The sequence below is a fragment of the Candidatus Krumholzibacteriia bacterium genome, assembly GCA_035268685.1.
In the GTDB taxonomy this organism is placed as follows: Bacteria; Krumholzibacteriota; Krumholzibacteriia; order JAJRXK01; family JAJRXK01; genus JAJRXK01.
Genome location: DATFKK010000172.1, coordinates 1 through 21,676, shown reverse-complemented (window position 1 = coordinate 21,676; position 21,676 = coordinate 1). Strand labels below are relative to the sequence as shown.

General features: G+C 68.1%; 21 protein-coding genes. 13 read left to right on the top strand and 8 right to left on the bottom strand.

Annotated features, from left to right (window positions below):
- Window positions 1-21 precede the first annotated feature (21 nt).
- The 3 genes from lipB to VKA86_16305 all read left to right on the top strand — a co-directional run bounded on the left by lipB (window position 22) and on the right by VKA86_16305 (window position 2,642).
- On the top strand, window positions 22-729 hold the full coding sequence (gene lipB / locus VKA86_16315) for a lipoyl(octanoyl) transferase LipB (protein HKK72772.1): 708 nt from the start codon (window positions 22-24) through the stop codon (window positions 727-729).
- On the top strand, window positions 729-1,637 hold the full coding sequence (gene lipA / locus VKA86_16310) for a lipoyl synthase (GenBank protein HKK72771.1): 909 nt from the start codon (window positions 729-731) through the stop codon (window positions 1,635-1,637). The genes lipB and lipA overlap by 1 nt, the downstream gene beginning before the upstream one ends.
- A 330-nt stretch (window positions 1,638-1,967) precedes the next feature.
- The gene (locus tag VKA86_16305; protein HKK72770.1) at window positions 1,968-2,642 is read left to right on the top strand and encodes a hypothetical protein; all 675 of its coding nucleotides are present in this window, start codon (window positions 1,968-1,970) and stop codon (window positions 2,640-2,642) included.
- Window positions 2,643-2,962: 320 nt separating this feature from the next.
- Here the strand turns inward: VKA86_16305 and VKA86_16300 are convergent, their stop codons facing one another.
- From VKA86_16300 to VKA86_16275, 6 genes are all read right to left on the bottom strand, one after another.
- Window positions 2,963-3,763, bottom strand: a complete 801-nt coding sequence (locus VKA86_16300; GenBank protein ID HKK72769.1) for a YwiC-like family protein — start codon at window positions 3,761-3,763, stop codon at window positions 2,963-2,965.
- A 147-nt stretch (window positions 3,764-3,910) separates the two neighbouring features.
- Complete coding sequence (locus VKA86_16295; protein ID HKK72768.1) at window positions 3,911-4,468, bottom strand: VTT domain-containing protein; 558 nt, start codon at window positions 4,466-4,468, stop codon at window positions 3,911-3,913.
- The gene (locus VKA86_16290) at window positions 4,465-5,700 is read right to left on the bottom strand and encodes a zinc-binding dehydrogenase (GenBank protein HKK72767.1); all 1,236 of its coding nucleotides are present in this window, start codon (window positions 5,698-5,700) and stop codon (window positions 4,465-4,467) included. Before VKA86_16290 ends, VKA86_16295 begins: the two co-directional genes overlap by 4 nt.
- A 49-nt stretch (window positions 5,701-5,749) precedes the next feature.
- On the bottom strand, window positions 5,750-6,646 hold the full coding sequence (locus VKA86_16285) for a diacylglycerol kinase family protein (protein HKK72766.1): 897 nt from the start codon (window positions 6,644-6,646) through the stop codon (window positions 5,750-5,752).
- A 29-nt stretch (window positions 6,647-6,675) separates the two neighbouring features.
- A complete protein-coding gene (locus VKA86_16280) occupies window positions 6,676-7,338 on the bottom strand; it encodes an acetoacetate decarboxylase family protein (GenBank protein HKK72765.1) in 663 nt (220 codons plus the stop codon).
- A complete protein-coding gene (locus tag VKA86_16275; GenBank protein HKK72764.1) occupies window positions 7,329-8,702 on the bottom strand; it encodes an aminotransferase class I/II-fold pyridoxal phosphate-dependent enzyme in 1,374 nt (457 codons plus the stop codon). Before VKA86_16275 ends, VKA86_16280 begins: the two co-directional genes overlap by 10 nt.
- A 259-nt stretch (window positions 8,703-8,961) precedes the next feature.
- Between VKA86_16275 and VKA86_16270 the strand changes: the two genes are divergently transcribed.
- The 9 genes from VKA86_16270 to VKA86_16230 all read left to right on the top strand — a co-directional run bounded on the left by VKA86_16270 (window position 8,962) and on the right by VKA86_16230 (window position 17,831).
- Entirely contained in the window at window positions 8,962-9,600 is a 639-nt protein-coding gene (locus VKA86_16270; GenBank protein HKK72763.1) for a lysophospholipid acyltransferase family protein, read from the top strand.
- A gap of 31 nt (window positions 9,601-9,631) precedes the next feature.
- Complete coding sequence (locus tag VKA86_16265; protein ID HKK72762.1) at window positions 9,632-10,624, top strand: hypothetical protein; 993 nt, start codon at window positions 9,632-9,634, stop codon at window positions 10,622-10,624.
- Window positions 10,621-11,364, top strand: a complete 744-nt coding sequence (locus VKA86_16260; protein HKK72761.1) for a CDP-alcohol phosphatidyltransferase family protein — start codon at window positions 10,621-10,623, stop codon at window positions 11,362-11,364. Before VKA86_16265 ends, VKA86_16260 begins: the two co-directional genes overlap by 4 nt.
- Window positions 11,365-11,720: 356 nt before the next feature.
- Window positions 11,721-13,313: a hypothetical protein gene (locus VKA86_16255; GenBank protein ID HKK72760.1), complete on the top strand. Its 1,593-nt coding sequence runs from the start codon at window positions 11,721-11,723 to the stop codon at window positions 13,311-13,313.
- Window positions 13,314-13,367: 54 nt separating this feature from the next.
- Window positions 13,368-14,078 carry a 3-oxoacid CoA-transferase subunit A gene (locus VKA86_16250; GenBank protein HKK72759.1) on the top strand — a complete coding sequence of 237 codons (711 nt, stop codon included), beginning with the start codon at window positions 13,368-13,370 and terminating at the stop codon, window positions 14,076-14,078.
- Window positions 14,075-14,755, top strand: coding sequence for a 3-oxoacid CoA-transferase subunit B (locus tag VKA86_16245; protein ID HKK72758.1), 681 nt, complete (start codon window positions 14,075-14,077; stop codon window positions 14,753-14,755). Before VKA86_16250 ends, VKA86_16245 begins: the two co-directional genes overlap by 4 nt.
- 71 nt (window positions 14,756-14,826) lie before the next feature.
- Window positions 14,827-16,203 carry an aspartate aminotransferase family protein gene (locus VKA86_16240; GenBank protein HKK72757.1) on the top strand — a complete coding sequence of 459 codons (1,377 nt, stop codon included), beginning with the start codon at window positions 14,827-14,829 and terminating at the stop codon, window positions 16,201-16,203.
- 27 nt (window positions 16,204-16,230) lie between these two features.
- A complete protein-coding gene (pcaF, locus tag VKA86_16235; protein HKK72756.1) occupies window positions 16,231-17,448 on the top strand; it encodes a 3-oxoadipyl-CoA thiolase in 1,218 nt (405 codons plus the stop codon).
- On the top strand, window positions 17,445-17,831 hold the full coding sequence (locus VKA86_16230) for a PaaI family thioesterase (GenBank protein HKK72755.1): 387 nt from the start codon (window positions 17,445-17,447) through the stop codon (window positions 17,829-17,831). Before pcaF ends, VKA86_16230 begins: the two co-directional genes overlap by 4 nt.
- Window positions 17,832-17,841: 10 nt before the next feature.
- Here the strand turns inward: VKA86_16230 and VKA86_16225 are convergent, their stop codons facing one another.
- Window positions 17,842-18,777 carry a LysR family transcriptional regulator gene (locus VKA86_16225; protein HKK72754.1) on the bottom strand — a complete coding sequence of 312 codons (936 nt, stop codon included), beginning with the start codon at window positions 18,775-18,777 and terminating at the stop codon, window positions 17,842-17,844.
- 189 nt (window positions 18,778-18,966) lie between these two features.
- Between VKA86_16225 and VKA86_16220 the strand changes: the two genes are divergently transcribed.
- Window positions 18,967-21,060, top strand: coding sequence for a GWxTD domain-containing protein (locus tag VKA86_16220; protein ID HKK72753.1), 2,094 nt, complete (start codon window positions 18,967-18,969; stop codon window positions 21,058-21,060).
- Window positions 21,061-21,108: 48 nt separating this feature from the next.
- Here the strand turns inward: VKA86_16220 and VKA86_16215 are convergent, their stop codons facing one another.
- Window positions 21,109-21,534: an FAD-linked oxidase C-terminal domain-containing protein gene (locus tag VKA86_16215; protein HKK72752.1), complete on the bottom strand. Its 426-nt coding sequence runs from the start codon at window positions 21,532-21,534 to the stop codon at window positions 21,109-21,111.
- Window positions 21,535-21,676 lie beyond the last annotated feature (142 nt).

The window sequence follows — 21,676 nt, the reverse complement described above, 5'->3', positions numbered from 1 at the left end:
GCCGACGGGGTGGGCGCAGTCATGGCCGAGGCGCACGGGCAGAACCTGCTCGACGTCCGGCGGCCCGGACGGGTCGCCTACGCCGAAGGATTGCGTCTGCAGGACGAACTCGTCGTCGCACGGCAGCAGGGCGAGGGCCGTGACACCCTCGTCCTGCTCGAACACCCCCGCGTGCTCACCCTGGGCCGCAATTCCCACGCCGAGAACGTCCTCCTGGACGAGGCGCAGCTCCGCGCGCGCGGCTTCGAGGTCTTCGAGGTCGGCCGCGGCGGCGACGTCACCTACCACGGACCGGGACAGCTGGTCGGCTACCCGATCCTGCGCCTCGACGGCGACGAGCGCGACGCCCACGGCCACCTGCGCCGCATCGAGCAGGTGCTGATCGACACCCTCGCCGACTTCGGCATCGAGGGGTTCCGCCACCCACCGCACACCGGCGTGTGGGTGCGCGACGAAGGCGTGGAACGAAAGATCGCGGCCATCGGCGTGCGCCTGTCGAAGTGGGTGAGCAGCCACGGCTTCGCGCTGAACGTGAACGTGGATCTCGATGACTTCGACGTCATCGTCCCGTGCGGGATCCGCGACCTCGGCGTGACCTCGATGCAACGAGTGCTCGGACGCGACGTCGGCCTCGACAGCGTGGCCGATCGTGTGGTCGAGCACTTCCCCCGCGTCTTCGGGCGCGTCCTCGTCGACGGCGCCCCCACCCCCGGAAAGGCGGTCGTGTGATGGCCGGCAAGAAGAAGTCCCATCTCGAGCTCAGCGCCGAACGCCCCGACTGGCTCAAGGTCCGGCTCCATGACCAGGGCACCGTGGACGAGGTCACCGGCATGATGCGCGAGCTGCGCCTGACCACCGTCTGTGAGGAGGCCCGCTGTCCGAACCTGTTCGAGTGCTGGGCCGACAAGACGGCGACCTTCATGCTGATGGGCGAGATCTGCACGCGGCACTGCGGCTTCTGCTCGGTGGGCAAGGGCCGACCCGGCGCGCTCGACCCGAACGAGCCGGAGAACGTGGCCGAGGCGGCCGAGCGTCTGGATCTCGATCACGTCGTGATCACCTCGGTCGACCGCGACGACCTGCCCGACTACGGCGCGGGCCACTTCGCGCGCACGCTCGAGGCCGTGCGGCGGCGCAACCCCTCGTGCAAGATCGAGGTGCTCGTCCCCGACTTCGCCGGCGATCCCGAGGCGCTCGAGGTCGTGTTCGAGGCCCGGCCCGAGGTCTTCAACCACAACGTCGAGACCGTGCCGCGGCTGTACCGTCGTGCGCGCTACGGCAGCGACCTGCAGCGATCGCTCGACGTGCTGCGTCGCGCGGGCGAGGCGCGCCCCGATCGGATCCAGCGTACGAAGAGTGGATTGATGGTCGGTCTGGGCGAGTCGATGGACGAGGTGGTCGAGCTGCTCGGCATGCTCCGCTTCGTCGACGTCGACGTGGTGACGATCGGTCAGTACCTGCAGCCCACGCGCGGGCAGCTGCCGATCGAGAAGTACTACACGCCCGAGGAATTCGCCGAGTTGCGGTCGAAGGCGCTGTCGATGGGCTTCGCGCACGTCGAGAGCGGACCCTTCGTGCGGTCCTCGTACCACGCGAAGAAGCACGTGGACGAGGAGAGCGGGGCGGCGATCGGTTAGCCGCGTGTGTCGGTATCGTGCGTCGGTATCGTGCGGTGGCATCGTTGCGTGGTGTCGCCGCGCGTTGTCGGCGCGCGTTGTCGGCTGGTGAAACCATTCTTCGAGAACCCTGTTTTCGGATTGTCAGCCGGGATCGGCTGACAACTGCGAATGTCAGCCTCCAGGGGCTGACATTTCGCTTTGTCAGTCCCACGAGGCTGACATCCCGCGACCCCGCTTTTCCGAGTGTCATCGCGCGCCGCCCGGTCGCCGGCCCGCCGGCTGGTCACCGCCCCGCCGGACGTGCGATACTGTCGCCCGACGCCACCCGACGGACAGCCTCCGCGATCCATGGACGCGCTGACGCATCTTCTCGTCGGAGCCGCCGCCCAGCCCCTCGATCCCACCCGACGTGCCGGGGCCGGTGCCCTGCTCGCGCGGATCGGCGAGCGGCATCCCCAGTGGTGGCACGGGCGCTTCCGCATGGTCGCCGAGCACGACCTGTTCGTGGGGTGGATGACCGCGCCCGAACGCGCCTTCGACATCGTGGCGGCCCTGCACCTCGTGTGCTGGCCGGCGGCCTTCCACTTCCGACTGCACGGAGCCGTCGATCTTCCGTCGAGCCAGCGCGCGCGGGCCGAGATGGAGACGCTTCCGGTCGATGCACTCCGCGACGCGACGGCCGATGCGGTCGAGGAAGGGCTTCCGCTCCAGCTGTCCCTCGTCGCCCGTCATCTCGAGCCCTACCAGAGAGTGGCCGAGCGCCTGGCCCGCGCCCACGTCCGCGTGACGCGCTCGTGGACACCCCGGCAGCACGAGATCGTTCTCGCGCGCCGGAGGCAGCACGGCCGCGCGGGACTGCACCACGTGCTCGGATGTTCGCGGCAGGTCGTCCACCGCGCGCTGGACCGGGCGCAGGACGACGAACTCCGGGCGATCGAGAACGCCCTGCGCGACTGGATCACGCTCGCCGTCCACGATCAGGGTCTGCGACGGCACCGTCGGCGGGCGGTGCGGCTGGTGTAGGCCGGCCGAATCCCCGGAATTCCCGCCCGTTCCGTTCTGTGAGAGGATGCGACCGCGCTCACCCCGGACGCGACCTGACGGAAGGCAGACGCGTGCCCATCGAAGCCGGACGCCGATTCCTCCAGCGTCGTGGCCCGATGAAATACTTCGTCCATGACCCGGTTCTCGCCTCGTCAGCCGATATCGGATGACAATTGCCAATGTCAGCCTCCAGCGGCTGACATTGCGCGTCGTCAGCGGTCACAAGCTGACACCCTGGAACCACTGCATTTTCGAATGGAATCGCACGCCGCCTGGCGACGACCCCGCGGGCGTGCGGTTCAGCCGACCCGGTAACCGAGCGCCACCAGCAGCACGTAGCCCACACCGAACGCCAATTCCTGCAGACCGACGACCTTCGCCGGCCTTCGACCGCTCGTGCGGGACAGACCCGCCATCGCGCGGAGCGTCAGCAGACCCATGCCCACCGGCGCCGTCCACGGTGTCACCCCGCCGATCGTTTCGACCCACAGCACGAGGGCGCCGACGACGTGCGCGATCACCGGGAGCGAGCGCGACACCGGTGCGTCGCGCTGGAGCCGCAGCCGCGCCCGCACGTACAGCACGGTCGCGAGACCCTTCATGGCCAGCGCCGACCACACGCCGAGGGCGAGTGCGAGCGACCAGCCGGCGAAGAGGACCATGCCGGCAGCGAAGGCCCCGGTCGCCGCGGCCCCGGCGAGTTCGGCCATGGCGTCGCGGCTGCGCCCGCGCGCGTCGTACCCCAGTTGGACGAGCAGCAGCGGAGCGGACAGGCCGATGGGGATCAGCACGCCCAGCGACGGCGCGAGAACAGCAGCGACGACCGCCGCGGCGGCCAGGAGAACGCCGTACGCGACGACGAATCGCCGGGCCGCGCGCACACGGGGCGAAACCTCCCTCGCCCGCAGCACGATCCGCAGCGGATGCCGCAGCAGGAACGCGGCGACGGCGGCCGTCGCGAGTGCCACCCCGCCCCAGGTCGGCGCGAGCAGCAGACCCAGCAGGATCGGCTCACCGACGAAGCTCCAGCCTCCGTGTTCGTTCGGCAGGGCGATGGTCTGCCAGCGCCCCCCGCGGTCGCGATTTCGAGACGCCGTCATCGTCGGTGCCGCTCTCCTCGGCCGTGGCGAGCCGATGGGGTCGTGGGACTTCTGGGTCCGACAGCTCGATCCTTCCCGACGACACACCCCGCTTGCCGGAAGTCGAAGATGAATGGCAGGATACCTTACGTCTCCGGTCCGGTCAGATCAGGTCAGACGGAGGAGTCCGGTGCCCATGAGCGCGTAGATCACCGAACCGGGAAGGTACCCGAGGACGAGGCTCCAGACCTGTGTCCGCAGGGGGATGCGATGCGCGCCGGCCAGCATGTCGGCGAGGCCGCCGCCTGCCCACGGCAGGAAGCGCAAGAGGATCAGGAACAGAAGGTTGTCGGCAGCGTAGCGCCGCATCCACCCGGGAAGGGTCTCGAGACGAGCCTGTAGGTCGAACTCGTGGTTCCCTTGCCGCCACACGTAGTACATCCCGATGCCCCCGACGATCCCACTGGCGAGATTGATCAGGATCGCCAGCCACAGGGGGAAGATCACTCCGGTGAACACGGCCAGCGCCACGGCACCGATCGGTGTCATCGTGGTGAGTGTCTTCAGCAGGAATGCGGCGATGGGTGCCCAGACTCCCCATCTCTCCACCACGACCGAAGCGCCGCCTTCCGCATCGAGCCAGAGGTCCGCGAGAATCGTCAGGGCGAACAGGCCCACGAGCATCCAGACGAACCGAGAGAAGAGAGCCCGGCGAAGTGCGTTCATTGCTCGGTGAGGTCGAAGGCCACCTTGATACTTCGATGCCGCGATCTGGACATCGAGTACGCGAGTGCTTCCCGGAAGTGACGGAGGGGGAATACGTGGGTGACGAGTGGATCGATCGTGTCGCGGAGTCCCTCGGTGAGCAGATGCATTGCGGTGTCGAAAGCGTGCCGGGTCGTGCCGCCGTGGGGATGGTGACCGTAGCAGAGGCTGCCGCGGATCGTGAGCTCCTTCATCCACAGCGGTGTCCAGTCGACCTTCGGGAGTCGCGAGACGTTGCCCAGTAGGACCACGTGTCCGCCCGCCTGCGTGAACCGGAGCGCGTCGTCGACCGCCCCGGAGTTCCCGACGCAAACGTAGCTGTGGTCGAATCCACCCACGTGGACGCGTGGGCCGAGGATGGGGTGCAACAGGCGACCACCCGAGAGGTCCGAGAGCGAGCGGAAGTAGTCGTCCGCGTCGCGGGGCACCACGATGTGATGGGCCCCCATGCGTTCGGCGTGTTCGGCCTGGAAACGGTGCCGGGCGAGCACGGTGACCCGGGCTTCGGGGGCGACCGTGCGGAGAGCGGCTGTTGCGAGCAGACCGATGGAGCCGCCCCCGATCACCAGTACCTGCTCACCGGCGGCGGGAGGGTGGTCGAGGACGGGCGACAACACCGTTGCGAGCGGCTCGAGCAGGACCGCGCTTCGATCACCGACCTGTTCGGGCACTCGGACCACCTGGCTGACGTGGGCGACGTAGGCGTCGCCCCAACTCCCCCCGAGTGATCGCGTCGTGCCGAGGAGCATTCCGGCCGGGAGCCTGCCTTCGGTGAAGTTCTGGCAGCGCGCGGGGTGCCCGCCCACGCAATGACGGCACGGCGGTTCGATTCCGCGCGGCACGCACGAGAGCAGCGGATTCACCACCACGCGTTCTCCCGGTCGGAGACCGGTCACGGCCGGACCGACCTCCTGGATCACGCCCACGTTCTCGTGTCCGACGACGAAGGGGAACGAAGAGAAGGGTGAGGTCGAAGGGGAGACGTCGAGCCGCACCAGATCGAGGTCGCTCCCGCAGATTCCTCCGAGTCGAGTGCGAACCCGGACCCAGTCGTCGGCCGGCAGTGCGGGCAGCGGGACCTCCTGCAGGCGTGTGCAGCGGCCGGGACCGGAGAGCCAGCGCGACGCGATCCGACCAGTTGCCCGCGTGGTCAGGTATCGTGGAATCGCTCCGTCGAAGGTCACGGCTCTCACGTCGTTCCGTCCTCCACTGTGTCGTGCGCCACGCCCCCTCGGGCCCGAGTCAGAACTCGGGTACGAAGATCTCGAGCGCGGCGGGAACCGACTCGATCTCGAGCCGCCCACCCTCGCACGTGTAGACTTCGCCGTCCATCTCGTAGCGCCAACCCGGCTCGGACCGCACCTCGAGGCGAGAGGCCTGTTGGATGATCACTTTGGGATGTCCCTCGTGTCGCCCTCGGCCGACGAGTGAGAAGAGGCGGGCTCGCTCGAATGCACCCCCATTGGCGATGCTCACGGCGTCGAGACGGCCGTCGTCGAGTCGGGCACGCGGCGCGATGTGGAACGATCCGCCGAAGTAGTTCGCGTTGGCGACCACCAGCATGAGATGATCGAGTACGAGTGGCCGGCAGGAGTTCGCGTGGATCTCCAGCGGGAGACCCGAAAAGCGGAAGAGTTGACGCAACGCGGAGGCTCGGTACAGGGCGTCACCATGCAGGAAAGGCAGACCGGCCGCATCGTCGATCACGGCGATGTCGAAGCCGGCTCCCACCACGTTCAGGAAGTATCGCCCTCCGGCGCGCCCTACGTCGACCCGACGCGTTCGGCGTTCGACGATCGCCCGGACCACGTGCTCGCTTCGATCGGACGTGATGCCCAGCGACTTCCCGAAGTCGTTCCCCGTGCCCGCGGGCAACAGCCCGAGACGCACGTCTCGCTGCCCCGATCTCAGAATGCGGTCCGCGACCAGGCTCCACGTGCCGTCTCCGCCGATCGCCACGATCGTGTCGTAGCCCTCGGTGAGTGCGTGATCCACGAGGTCGGCTTCCTGGCCGGGGCCCGTGGTGAAGACCTCTCGTCGGTCGGGCAACGCGCGCTCCAGGAGCGCTCGAAGACTGGCGATCCGGCCCTCGCGCCGTCCGCGGCCGGCGGCAGGGTTGACGATCACGAAGACCGACATCAGGCGACGGACTCGGTACTCACGATCATCTAGATCGTTTCCAGCTCTTCGAAGACCTGCATCCCGTCCTTCATCCACATCTCGCGGAACGGGTGTGTCGCGACGTCCTGGTCGAAGATCAGCTCGGTCATCGGATGCTCGTGGAGCGTGAGTCGGCCTTGCTCGTCTTCGTGTTCGGTGAAGCGACCGTGCAGATGCATGTCGACCCGATAGCGATTCGAGTCGTCGGTCATGAAGCACTGGTACAGCTGGTCGACGATCGACCACTTGTGTGCCGTGATCCGGAAGTCGAGGATCGGACTGTCTTCGTCACGGACACGGACGTCGACGGTACCATCCTTCTCTACGAGGTCGACATGGACGTCGGCCATGTAGTGGGGGAGGTGCCACCGTTCGATGGCATGCTCGCGAGAGGCCGACGTACTGGTCCCCACGACGAAGGGATAGTAGGCCGACTTCGGAAAGACATCGGCGGCTTTGACCATCGGGGGCACGATCACTGCGAGAACGACCTCGTGGTAGTCGCCGACCATGCTCTCGGTGAAGTGGAACGCCGTCACCGCGAGGATCGAGGACTGGTGGCGTAGCTCGAGTGGTTGGAGATGGTCGGGCAACAGCTCGGCCGCGGTCTCGGTCGGCATCTCGAAGAAGGCATTGATTGCGTTCGAGAACCTGTACTTCGTCAATTGCATAGCCCGTACCTGCGCAGCACGTGAGTGATGACATCGGCCGCTTCGGCCAGCTCGGCGCGCGTGTGAGCCGCCGAGACGGAGATCCGCACCCGCGATCGGTGTTTTCCCACGGCGGGATAGCGAACCGGATTCAGGTACACGCCCTCGTGGAGAAGGTCCTCGACGATCGAGAAGATCCGCTCGTCGTCGCGGATCAGAATCGGAATCACCTGCGACTCCGACAGGCCCACGTCGACCCCGGCGTCTCTCAGACGATTGCGGAGGAAGTCGGCGTTGTCGTGGAGCACGAACCGGAGCTCGGGCTCGGCGCGAGCGATGTCGAGTGCCCGGTCGAGTCCGGCCACGACGCCGGGGGCGATCGCACAGGAGAACACACGCGAACGCGCGAACCCCCGAAGATAATTGATGAGCTGGGTCGAGCCCGCAACGAAGCCACCCATGCCCCCGAGGCTCTTGGAAAAGGTTCCGAGATGGATGTCGACCTCGTCGTCGAGGCCGAAGTGCTCCGCGACCCCACGGCCGTTCTCTCCGAAGAGGAAGCCGGAGTGCGCCTCGTCGATGAGGATGCGCGCACCGTGCTTGCGAGCGACCTCCACGATCTCGGGCAGCCGAGCGAGATCGCCGTCCATCGAGTAGACGCCCTCGACCACCACGAGCTTCTTGCCATCGGCGCGACCGAGTTTGCGGTCCAGGTCGTCGGCGTCGTTGTGGCGGAAGAATCGAGCCTTGGCGCGTGAGAGGATGATTCCATCGATGATGCTCGTGTGCGAGTACTGGTCGGCCACCACCAGGTCTCCCGCGCGCATCAGGCCGGCGATGAGTCCCAGATTCGCAGCATAACCCGACGGGAACAGCAGGACCTCCTCCTTCGCCTTGAAGCGGGCGAGGTTCTCACGCAGCCGTTCGTGCAGATCGAGGTTGCCGCTCAGGATCGGAGACCCGGACGCGCCGAGGCCGTACCTGCGTACGGCGTCGACCGAGGCTTCGATCACCTCCGGGCGGTAGGAGAGACCCAGGTAGTTGTAGCTGGCCAGGTTCACGAGACCCTTCAGGGTGGTGTGATTCTTGGTCTCGTCGACGTCCACCCTCGTTCCGGGTGCCGTGCGCATCGGGAGGCCGAACTGGTAGTACCCCGCCGGCCGCGCCCATTGCCACCACGCGTCGAAGGGCTCGAGCATGTCGAAGGGATCGTTCCCTGTGCCCGAGTAGAAGTTGCTGTAGTCGTAGTCCTGGAACCGGCGCGCGCGATCCTCGTCGTCGGGCGTCGGTACGGCGTCCTGGCCGGCCGCGCCGGGGGCGGATGCGTTGGACTCGACCGCCGAATCGGGCGGCTCGTATCGGGAGGGGATCCTTGACGGTTTCATGGCTGCCCAAATATCCTTCTCTCGTGGGAAGCACGAGGCGCTCGAGGACGATCACCGGTGCCGGAGAGGGCCTGATTCGACGTCGAGTTCCGGAGCTCGGAGCAGGATCGAACCATTGCGACTGCGCGGAGCCTTCTCACTCTTCACGGCGGCCATCATATTTCTTGTCACCGACTTGATTCAACGGATCATCGTGACTGGATGGATACGGATTCGGCCGGGCGCCCGTGACCGGATCCTGTATGTCTGGATGCGCGGGGTGGCCGCGCTGATCCTGCGAGGTGTGGTCGGAGTGGTCGCCGGGGCCCGGATCGAGGTGCCCGCGCCGGTGCGAGGTACCACCGGGACGCTCATCCTCATGAATCATCAGTCCCTGCTGGACATACCCCTCGGCATTCTCGCGGTGCGGGATCGCTCGCCCCTGATCGTGACCAGACGACGCTACGCTCGGGGGATTCCCTTGGTTTCCCACATGTTGCGGCTGTACGACATGCCGTTGGTGGAGCCGGGATCGCGAACGAGGGAACAGGTCGACCGTCTCGCCGAAGTGGCCCGCTCCGCCGAGCGGCCCATGGTGCTGTTCCCCGAGGGACACCGCACTCGGGACGGCGGGATTCGACCGTTCAAGAGAGGTGGGCTCGAGGCGATCCTCGAGCAGCGGACCTGGGAGACCCACGTACTGGTGGTCGACGGATTCTGGCGCTGCGGCCGGCTCGCCGACTACGTGTCGAACATCGGCGGGGTCCGGGGCCGGGCGCTCCGTCTGGGTCCGTTCCGGTTCGACCCGACCGTGGAGACGGCCTCGGAGTTCTCCGATCGAATGCACGTGGAGATGGTCGAGGGTCTCGCCGGACTGCGAGGGTCGGCGGATTCCGAAGCACCCGGCGGGTCTCGATGACTCGCCGGGTTGCCTGACGAGAGACGGTCGAATGGATCCCGGTTCCCGAGCTCGGCCCGAGCTCTTCGTTCCGACGGACGAAGTCGCCGCCCAGGTCGAGTACCTGTCACGTGCATCGGGGCCGACGCTCGCGGCCGTGATCCTCTTCGGGTCGCGCTTGCTCGGCACATCGCCGGATCCACACAGTGCGACCGACCTCTTCGTGGTCGTCGACAGCACGCGGTCGTTCTACGGAAGGCTTCGTGAGCGGGGGATGGTCCAGCGATCGGCCTTCACGCTATCCGTGCTGAACCGCTGGTTGACACCGAACGTGATCTCGGTGCGACCTCCAGCGGTGGAGGGGGCCGGAGCGAAGTGCTTCGTGGTCACCCGGGAAGGCCTGGAGAGGGCACTCTCGAGCCGGTCAGCGGATCATTTCTGCAAGGGCCGCTTGTCCCAGCGGGTCGAGTTCGTCTTCGTCCGTGAGTCCGCCGTGCTGCGATCGCTCATGACCGCCGTGACGCGTGCGCGGGTGGAGACGCTGTGCTGGGTTCCGCTCGACCTACCCCGGGAGTTCGACGCCCGCACCTACTGCGAGCACATGCTGCGAGTCTCGTACGCGGGCGAGATCCGGCCGGAACGAGGGGAGCGGGTCCGAGAGGTCTTCTCCGCCCAGGAGCACCAGCTCGTGCCGCTCTATCGCGATCTGATCAGCCGTCATGGACCCGAACACGGGGTGGTCGTCGCCGGTGATCACTTCGTGCGGACCCGCGCCGTATCACGGGTGGCACGCCTGCGCTGGGCGTGGTATTTCCGGCGCTCGCGAATCCGTGCCACGTTGCGGTGGTCGAAATATCTCTTCACCTACGACGACTGGCTCGACTACATCGTGCGGAAGCTGCGGCGACGGACCGGTCTCGAACTCGAGATCCGACCGGCCGAACGCCGCTGGCCGCTGGTGTTGTTGTGGCCGAAGCTCTTTCGCGTGCTCCGCGCGTTGCGCCGCGCGCGCCGCGAGTCCATGTCGCCCGGAGACGAGAGATGAGACCCGAGATCGTGGTCGTGACGAGCCTGGTCGGACTCTCGCTGTTGAGCATGGCGGCGTACCGTTTCAGCGCTGCGGGCCGAGCCCGGGGGAGGGACGCCACGGGACGTGGCGGGTCGTTCGTACTCGGCTTCTTCGTGCGCGACTGGTTCTACTGGGCGCTGCGCCCGGTGCGATGGGCGGCATTCGCTTCCGGGGCGAGCCCATTCGTCTTCAACCTTCTCGGTCTTGCGGGTGGTATCGCGTCGGGCGTGGCATTCGGCCTCGGCCATCTGCCGGTCGGAGGGGCGCTGATCCTGCTGAGTGGGATCGCCGACGTCCTCGACGGGGACGTGGCCCGCCGCCGTGGATTGGTGTCGGACGCGGGCGCCTTCATCGACTCCACCCTCGATCGGTTCGCGGAGTTGGCCGTGTTCGTCGGCCTGGTGGTCTTCTACGGGTCGGGTCCCGGTGTGGTCCTCGCGGTGATCGCGTTGGGTGGTTCGCTCATGGTCAGCTACGCCCGCGCGCGCGGAGAGAGCCTGGGGGTGCTGTGCAAGCTCGGCGTCCTGCAGCGAGCCGAGCGCATGTTGCTGCTCGGGCTCGGTCCCGTGCTCGATCCCACGCTGTCGCACCTCCTCCTCGGTCGGGACACGGGAGCGCTCACCGTCGGCGTTCTGGCCGTCCTCGCCGTGGGCACGACGGGTACGGCAGTGTTTCGCACCGTGTGGATCGCCCGCCGACTGGGCGAACGTGGGTGACCGGCGCTCGGCGGACGCGGCGTCCTGTCGAACGGGGCCTCTCGATGCGCTGACGGAATCGAAGTTGTGATCTCTCCGACCTCCAGGCGGTCCTCCGGGATCTGCCGTCCGCGGGCCGAGAGTCGTATGGAGCGCCCTGGAGGCCGTTTCGGGGTCGAGCGGCCGGACGAGATCCTGTTCATTCCTCCCGGTGATGCTTCGATGACCGATCTTCGGTGGCACCGGGCGGGCGCGGTGTCGAAGATCTGGATGGAACCCGTATCGGGCGCCGCGGCTCGACGTGCCCCACACCGTTCCCGGGTCGGAGGGGCAGCGCGGCGTGCGCCCATCGAGAACCCGACCCTGGGGGAACCACCGTGAGTGCACCCGAGACCATGGCCCCGACCACGGCCGCCGTCACCCGTGAGGACATCGACCGGATGCTCGATCGCTACCGGTACTCCGACGAGGTCCGGGCGATCATCGAGCGCGAGGACCTGCTGCCGCAGGGTCTGCTGAGCCGGGTGCACGCCCAGTACCCGGAGTCGTCGGGCCTGCTCGAGACGCGTCCCTTCCTGTTCCGCGACAAGGAACAGTACCGCGGCCTCGAGGGCCTGCGCGAGGTGGTGACCGTCCTCGAGGACGCCGGCATCCACATCGGTCACGTCGAGGAGCGCGAACTCTTCGTGCGCGTCTACCGCTTCATGGTCACGCGCCACGTGCTCAACAGCATCGACTGGGACCACTTCGCCACGGATTCGCTGTTCCAGCTCACCTTCCCGCAACCGGGGATGCTGCGCCGGGAGCTGGTCGAGCGCTCCCGGGCGGCGGCGACCGAAGAGGAACGCCAGCAGGTCCTCGACGACTACATGGAGTCGACCAACCCGCACGACGGCAACCAGCAGCTCAACAAGCCGCTGTTCACGAACGCCGAAGGCGAGATGGAATTCCTCGAGGGCAGCCAGCACAAGTACCCGCAGTGCGCGCTGATCTTCGACACCTCGACGCAGAACTGCTTCGCCTTCTGCACCTATTGCTTCCGCCACGCGCAGGTGCGCGGCGACGAGGACATGTTCCTGCAGAAGGAGATCGAGCAGGTCCACCGCTACGTGCGCACGCACCCCGAGATCACCGACATGTTGATCACCGGCGGCGACGCGGGCTACATGCCGGCGAGCCGTCTGCGCGAGTACGCCCGGCCGCTGCTCGAGGGTGACCCCGACTTCCTGCACGTGCGTGCGATCCGCCTGGGCACGCGCCTGCTCAGCTACAGCCCCGAGCGTGTGCTCTCGCCGGAGTACGACGAGATGCTCGCCCTGTTCGACGAGCTGCACGCCGCCGGCATCCAGCTGGCCTGGATGGCGCACTTCAGCACGCCGCGCGAGATCCTCAATCCCAGCACCATCGCGGCGATCCGCCGCCTGCAGCGCCACGGCGTGGTGCTGCGCAGCCAGAGCCCGATCATGCGGCACGTGAGCCTGTTCGAAGGCCCGGACGGCCGCACCGACGTCGAGCGCAGCGCACAGAACTGGATCGACCTGGCCAACCTGCTCGGGACCATGCACATCGGCTTCCACTCGATGTACTGCGCGCGTCCGACCGGTGAGCACCACTACTTCACCACGCCGCTGGCCGAGGTGAACGAGGTCGCCAGCCGGATCCATCGCAACCTGGCGTCGATCTACCGACCCACGCGCTACATCTCGATGACCTCGTCGGCGGGCAAGATCTCGATCCTCGGCACCTGCGAGGTGAACGGCAAGCAGGCCTTCGCGCTGAAGTTCACCGAGGGCCGGAACATGGAATGGATGGACAGGGTCTTCCTCGCGCAGTACGACGAGGAGCAGAATACGGTGGACCTGCTGCCGCCCTTCGAGGGCGACGAGTTCTTCTTCCGTGAGGAACTGCGCGAGATCGAGGCGGAGCTGGCGCGCGCGCTGGCGTCGGCGCGCGAATCGCTCGACGTCTGACGGCACTCCGGCCGGGGGAGCGGCCCCGGCCGTCCCGAGGATCGGAAAGGCGAGATGATCGACAAGCGATGGAACTCGGTGGCCGAGGCCGTGGCCGACATTCCGGACGGGGCGACGGTGATGATCGGTGGATTCGGCGAGGCCGGAAGTCCGATCGAGCTGATCCACGCCCTGATCGACCAGGGAGCGCGCGGCCTCACCGTGGTCAACAACAACACGGGCAGTGGCCACGTCGGTCTGGCCGCGCTGATCGACAACGAGCGCGTGGCGAAGATGATCTGCTCGTATCCGCGCACGGCGAACTCGAAGGTCTTCCCCGAGCAGTACCGGGCCGGCAAGGTCGAACTCGAGCTGGTGCCCCAGGGCACGCTCGCCGAGCGCATCCGTGCCGGCGGCGCGGGGATCCCCGCCTTCTACACGGCCACCGGCGTGGGGACGGTGCTCGAGGAGGGCAAGGAGACCCGCGAGTTCGACGGCCGGACCTACCTCATGGAGCGGGGTCTGCGGGCCGACTTCGCCCTGGTCAAGGCACGCGTGGCCGACCGCTACGGCAATCTGCTGTACAACAAAACGGCGCGGAACTTCGCGCCGATCATGTGCACCGCGGCCGGGACGACGATCGTCCAGACCGAACAGATCGTCGAGGCCGGCGAGATCGATCCGGAGTGCGTGGTCACGCCCGGGATCTTCGTCGACCGCGTCGTCCGGGTGGCCGAGCCCTTGCAGGAGTCTGCACTGGTGCGGGAGGGGGTGCGCTACCCATGAGCGCGACCGAGGAACAGGGAGTCGTCGGCTGGACCCGCGAGGAGATGGCCCGACGCGTGGCGCAGGACATTCCCGACGGCAGCTACGTGAACCTGGGCATCGGAATGCCCGAGCTGGTGGCGGCCTTCATCCCCGAGGGCCGCGAGGTGGTCTACCACGTCGAGAACGGCCTGCTGGGCATGGGCCGCGACCCGGAGCCCGGCGAGGAGGACCCGGAACTGATCAACGCCGGCAAGAAGCCGGTCACCGCGATCCGGGGGGCGGCCTACTTCCACCACGCCGACAGCTTCACCATGATCCGCGGTGGCCACATCGACGTCTGCGTGCTCGGCGCGATGCAGGTCGCACAGAACGGTGACCTGGCGAACTGGTCGACCGGAGCGGCCGACGCCATCCCTGCCGTCGGCGGAGCGATGGACCTCGTCGCCGGCGTGAAGACCATCCACGTGATCACCAGGCACACGACGAAGACCGGCGAGCCGAAGATCGTCACCGAGTGCACCTATCCCCTGACCGGCAAGCGCGTGGTGGACCGGATCACCACCGACCTCGCCGTGATCGACGTGACCAGGGACGGGCTCGTCGTCACAGAGCTGGCTCCGGGGGTGACCATGGAGGAGGTCCGGGAACGCACCGGAGCTCCACTGATCGAGGGAGACGAGCTGTCCCGGACGTGACCGGGCACGGCCGCGGCACGGTGTCGCGGTCGACGTCCGATCCTGGACCGGCCCTACCGGCTGGTGACGTGATGGACAAGGACAAAGGCGACGACAACCCGCGTAGCGCGCAGCTCTTCGAACGCGCCAAGAGAGTCCTCCCCGGCGGCGTCAGCCGCAACACCGTGCTCCGTAAGCCACACCCGCAGTACGCCGTCCGCGGCGAGGGTTGCCGGGTGTGGGACGCCGACGGCAACTGCCGGATCGACTTCGCGAACAACATGGCCAGTCTGGTGCACGGCCACGCCCATCCGGCAGTGGTCGACGCGGTGTCCGAGCAACTCCGGCGGGGCACCGCGTTCACGATGGCGACCGAGCAGGAGCTGTTGTTCGCGGAGTTCATGGTCGATCGTGCGGCTGGCTTCGAGAAGATCCGCTTCGTCAACTCGGGCACCGAGGCCGTCATGAGCTGCCTGAAGGCCGCCCGTGCCTACACCGGCCGCCCGAAGATCGCCAAGTGCGAGGGCGCCTACCACGGCCTCTACGACTACGCCGAGGTGAGCCAGACTTCGAACCCTTCCAACTGGGGGACCCTGGACCACCCGGTGAGCACGCCGGTCGCGCGCGGCACCCCCGCGAGCGCTCTCGGGGACGTGATCATCATCCCCTTCAACGATCCGCTGCGCGCGAAGGCGATCCTGGATCAGCACGCTGGCGAGATCGCCTGCGTGCTCATCGACCCCGTCCCGCACCGCATCGGTATGATCCCGGCCACGACGGACTTCGTGAACACCCTGCGGGACTGGACGCGCGAGAACGGAGCGTTGCTCGTCTTCGACGAGGTGATCACCTTCCGTGTCGCCGTCGGGGGAGCCCAAGACCGCTATCCGGTCGACGTGGACCTCACGGCGCTCGGCAAGATGATCGGTGGCGGATTCCCGATCGGTGCGTTGGCCGGCAAGAAGGAGATCATGGACGTCATGGATCCGAGTGCGCCCGAGCTGCTGTTCCCGCACTCGGGAACCTTCTCGGCCAACCCGATCTCGATGACGGCCGGGCTGACCACCATGAAGCTACTGGACTGCTACGCGGTGGAGCGGCTGAACGTCCTGGGCGAGTACACGCGGCGAACGATCCGCGAGGTCATGGAGATCGCCGACATTCCGGCCTGCGTCACCGGGACCGGATCGATGTTCCGGATCCACCTCAAGCCGAAGCCGCCTGAGGACTACCGGACCAACTACGTGGGGCCCATGGGATCGGAGCGACTGGAGATCCTGCTGGACCACCTGTTCCACAACGGCATCATGATGATCAACACCGCCTCGGGCATGCTGTCGACGGCGATGACCAGGGCCGAGATCGACGAGTTCGCCGACACCCTGTTGGGTGGACTGTGCAAGGTCCGGGACGCCCGGACGAGCGAGCTGGCCCGTTCGGCGTACCAGCCCCTGACCAAGGTGGGTTGACGCCTTCGGCCGTACGGGAGGACGACGATGACGACGAGGCCAGCCTACCTCTGCGATGCGATCCGTACCCCCGTGGGCCGGTACGGGGGCGCGTTGGCGTCGGTGCGTCCCGACGACCTGGCGGCGATCCCGCTGCGGGTGCTGCTCGAGCGCAATCCCGGGATCGATCCGGCGGGCGTCGACGACGTCCTGCTGGGCTGCGCGAACCAGGCCGGCGAGGACAACCGCAACGTCGCGCGCATGTCGCTGCTGCTGGCGGGTCTGCCCGACTCGGTGTCCGGCTGCACCGTGAACCGTCTGTGCGGGTCGGGCATGGAGGCCGTGGCGCAGGCCGCGCGCACGATCGCCACCGGCGAGGCCGACCTCGTCCTGGCCGGCGGGGTCGAGAGCATGTCGCGCGCGCCCTTCGTGGTGGGCAAGTCGACGGCGGCCTTCGCCCGCGACGCGCAGATGTACGACACCACCATCGGCTGGCGCTTCGTCAACCCGCGTCTGGACGAGCAGTACGGCACCGCGTCGATGCCGGACACCGCCGAGAACCTGGCCGCGGAGTTCGGGGTCGCGCGCGAGGACCAGGACCGCTTTGCCCTGTGGAGTCAGGAGAAGGCAGCCGCGGCCCAGGCCGACGGCAGTCTGGCCGAAGAGATCACGCCGGTCACGGTGCCCCGGCGCAAGGCCGATCCTCTGGTCGTCGATCGCGACGAGCATCCGCGGCAGAGCTCGCTCGAGAAGCTCGCGTCGTTGCGTCCACTCTTCCGTGATCCGGGCACCGTGACCGCGGGCAACGCCTCGGGCGTGAACGACGGTGCCGCGGCGCTGGTGGTGGCGTCGGCCGAGGCGGTCGAGAAGTACGGACTGACCCCGCGGGCCCGGGTGGTCGGGGCGGCGGCGGCCGGTGTCCCGCCGCGGATCATGGGCCTGGGCCCGGTGCCCGCCACGCGCAAGCTGCTCGCGCGTCTGCAACTCGACCTCGACGCCATGGACGTGCTCGAGTTCAACGAGGCCTTCGCCGCACAGGCGCTGACCTGCACGCGGGAACTCGGCCTGGCCGACGACGATCCGCGCATCAATCCCCTCGGCGGGGCCATCGCGCTGGGCCATCCGCTGGGCATGAGCGGAGCGCGGCTGGTCACCACCGCCCTGCACCAGCTCCGCCGCGGTGGGGGACGGCGCGCGCTGTGCACCATGTGCATCGGCGTGGGCCAGGGTATTTCGATGGTGATCGAGACGGTGGAGGCGCGGTGAGCGAAGTCCACCACATCGTCGATCTCGGCCTCGACCCACGGGGCTTCGACGGCGACGACTACGTGGTCGAGCTCGACGTGCAGCCGCGGCACCTGAACATCGGCGGCATCGTGCACGGCGGCGTGCTGTGCAGTCTGCTGGACACGGCCATGGCCCGTTCCTTCTTCATGGCCGACGGCGGCGAGAGCCTGTCGGCCGCCACGCTCGAGATGAAGGTCAACTTCCTCGGCAAGGCCCGCGGCGAACGGCTGGTCGCTCGTGGCACGGTCGTGCATCGCACACGCCGCACGGCCTACGTCGAGGGATGGGTGCGTGCGGAGGACGACGATCGCGTCGTGGCCCGCGCGTCGGCGACGATGATGGTGATCGACGCTCCGCGGTGAGGGGCGCGGCTCAGTCCTCGGTGGTGGCTCGAGGAGCGCCTCCCCGCGAGCGCCGGTCCTCGTCCACCGTCCGCAGCAGCCATTCCTTGAACGCGACCACCGGTGCCCACCCCGCGCGGTCGTGGGGGACCACCAGGTAGTATCCCTTCTCGCTGCGCAACGGCCGATCGAGGATCGGCACGAGCTCGCCGCGCTCCACCTCGCCGCCCACCAGGAAGCGTGGCAGCAGCACGGCACCCAGCCCCGCGGCCGCGGCCTGCGCCGCGGTGAGGAACTGCTCGAAGTACAGTCCCTCGGTGCTCGGCGCGGCGACGTCCTGCGCGCGGAACCAGTCCTCCCACGCGCTCCGCCGCGTCGAGATGTGCAGCAGGCGCACCCGCGTCAGGTCCTCCGGTGACTCGATCCGATGCTGGGCGACGAACTGCGGCGAGGCGAAGGGGAGGATCACCTCGCCCATGAGGTAGGTGCTCTCGGCGTCGGGCCAGGTCGACGTGCCGAAGTGGATGGCGGCGTCGAGGTGCTCGAGCCGGAAGTCGAAGGGCGACAGCTTGGTGTGGAAGTGCACGGTCACGCCGGGGTGTTCGGCCAGGAAGCCGGGCAGGCGCGGCATGAGCCACCGCGTGCCGAAGGTGGGCAACACGGCCAGGTTGAGCGCGCCACCCTGCGGATCGCTCATCACGCGCATCGACGCGGTGAGGATCAGGTCGAGGGCGGCGCGCACGTCGCGGGCGTACACCCGTCCGGCCTGGGTGAGCTCCACGCGATGTCCGGAGCGGTCGAAGAGGTCGACACCGAGCTGCTCCTCGAGCGCGATGATCTGCTTGCTCACCGCGCCCTGGGTCAGATTCAGCTCGCGCGCGGCACCCGTGAAGCTGCCCGTGCGCACGGCCGCGTCGAAGGCGAGCAGCATGGCCGTGCTGGGCAGCAACTGGCGGGCGGGAGGGATCTCGGACACGGGAGGCCTCGGGGAACGGGGCATGGTGCACACGCCGGACTCGACGACGATGCCCCGAATATAGATCGTCGTGGCGATGCTGTCCCCCCGCGACCGCCGCTTGCGCGCAGGGGGCCGCGATCGGTAGCTTGCGCGCGAGGCCCCTCGATGCCTGGCCTCCTCGCTCCAAAGGGACGAGACATGCAGTGCACGGTACGGATCGTCGTGGCGGTCCTGGTCCTTTTGTCCGCGGTTTCCGCGGGCGCATCGGTCCTGGGAATCAGCCCGCGTCCGCCCCGGATCTGGCACCCGGCCGAAGACCTTCCGCGCGACGACGTCTTGGCACGCATCGACGCGCTTTCCGCTCGACTTCATTCACAGGGTTTCCGGACCGTCCACGAGGACTTCGAGTTCGCCGTTCTGAACCTCTGTACGGGACGTTCCGAGGATCGGTCGATCGCGGTTGACATCCTGGAGGGCCTGGCGCAGCGCGCTCCGGATCGACTCGACGTGCTGTTGTGGACGATGCGTGCCCACCATCGGGCACGCGACGGGGCGGGGGCGATCGCCGCGCTGGAAGCAGCGCGCGAGCACTTCGAGGAGCAGGCGGCGTACCACTACGCGCTGGGCTTCGCGTACTGGTTCGATGCCCGCCGCCACCTGAAGCCCGAGCCCGTGGGCGCGGCGATCCATCATCTGAAACGTGCCACCGAACTCGCCCCCGGCTCGGCGGATCACTCGGCGGCATTGGCGTCGGTGTGCCTCGTTGCGGATCGGCCCGACACAGCCCTCGACCATCTGCCTCCGCTCGAGGAGGGTCGCGCGGTCGCTCTTCCGCTCCTCCTGCTCAGGGCGGGGCTGTTGTCCTACGAAGCTTCGACGCAGGAATTGTCGGAGAACCTGTTCGGTCAGGCACTCGCGGCGGTGCCCGACGAACTCGCGAGTGTCTTCGAGCACGGAGGTGGCTGGCTGCCCGGTGTCCGCGAGGGCGACGTGGCCACGGTGGCGCGCTACTGGGATCGGATCGATCCGGATCCCGTGCGTCGCAGCAACGGGCATCGTCTCGAGTTCTGGCGCCGGCTCCTGCAGGCCGACGCCCTGTGGGGTGACGCCGAGTCCGGGACCCCGGGCTGGGACACCGAGACCGGTGACGCCTGGGTCCGTTGGGGACGGCCGACCGTGACGTCGGAGTTCACGCCCGACATCCGGCCCATCGTCGCCGTCCGCGACGATTTCAGGCCGCCCTCGCTGAACCGCCGGTGGACGCGAGGGAACTACCGGACCTGGGTCTGGACCTGGGTCCGCGGTCCGTCGACGTTCAGTCTGAACTTCGTGGACCAGAACTACCTGCGGGACTGGGCCGTCGCGCCGGAGTCCAGGCCGCGGTTCGAAGCCCTGCGCAGCGACAAACCGCTCCAGTTCTCTCGCGGAGGCCGGTCCTCGCCCTTCGACCTCGCGCTCGAGATGGCGGTGCTCGCGAGCACGCGCGAGCGGGCCTCGGCGATCCTTTCGATGGCGGTCGTCGCGTCCGACGAATCCACGGACAGGAGCGTCGAGGATCTCGGCGACGTCGAATTGCAGTGGGCGCTGTTCGACACCGCGGAGAACCGGCTCGACCAGGGGACGATTCTCGCCGACACGTCGCGGGATCGGGAGTCCCTCCTCGCGGCGTTCGATCCCGAACGCCGCGCCCACGGGCTCCGACCGGCACGCACCGCACGCGTCGGTCTCGACGTGGAACCCGGGCGCTACCGTCTCGCACTCGAGGGCGAGGACAGGCTCACCGGTGCCCGTCGCTGGATCGACCTGCGCTTCGTCGTCAGTGGTCGTCCCGACGACGCGTCACCGACCATGAGCGCTCTGATGCTCGGTGTCAGCTTCGACGACTACGCCGTCGACACCGACGTGCCCACGGAGTTCGTGCGCTACGCGAACGTCGTCCTTCCCCTGCCCGAGCGCGTGATCCCGCGCGCGCAGGACCGGCTGTTCGTGTACTTCGAGGTGTACGATCTGGGTCTCGCGGCCGACGATCGGACCCGGTTCTCGATCTCCTACCGTACGACCCCGATCGGCAGCACGAAGGGCACGCCCAGCATCGACGAGTTCGTCGAGGAGCGGACGGGCATCTCGCCGGACGGTGTGGTGGTCAAGGGCACGGGGCTCGACCTGCGGGAGCTCGAGCCGGGTGCGCACGAGCTCGTGGTGACCGTCGTCGACCAGGTACGCGACGTCACCCTCGAGCGGTCGCTGGAGTTCGTGATCGAGGAGCCGTCGGGGCCCGAAGAGGGTCGTTGAGGGGACACGGACGCGGGCCGTCGGACGGGGCGGCCGATCGTGTCATCCTCAACCCCGCGACGCCTCCTCCAGCAGATACAGGAACGACTCGAACGAACGCCCCGTCTGCGCGCCCGGACCGGTCTCGCACGTGAGGTTCGAACTCACGAACCGTCCGGCGTCGGCGGCCTCGAGGTCGGCCTTCTCCTTGCGCAACGCGCTGGCCGAGAGCTCGGGGAAGATCAGACCCCGATCGCCGGCCGTGCCACAACAGGCGAGGTTCTCGGGCACGACCACGTCGTGGCTCGCCGCTTCGACGCAGGCATCGACGTCGGGGACGGCCGACGGCGGGTGCTTGAGGTGGTGGAGGTGGCAGTTCGGATCGTCGTTCAGCACGATGCCGGGGTTGAGCACACCGTCGGGATCGAAGATCTCCTTCAGCCGCTTCATCACGGCCAGGACCTCGGCACGCAGGCGACGCAGGCCGTCGGCCACGTGCGGGGGCTCGCGCTCGAGGACCCTGGCGGCCTCCCATCCTGCAGCTGTCGATCGACGCCGGGTCGGGTCCGATCCGGCGGCCGAAGGGGACGAGGAAGCGATTCACGTGGGTGCGATCACGGCGGGCTGCACGCGGACG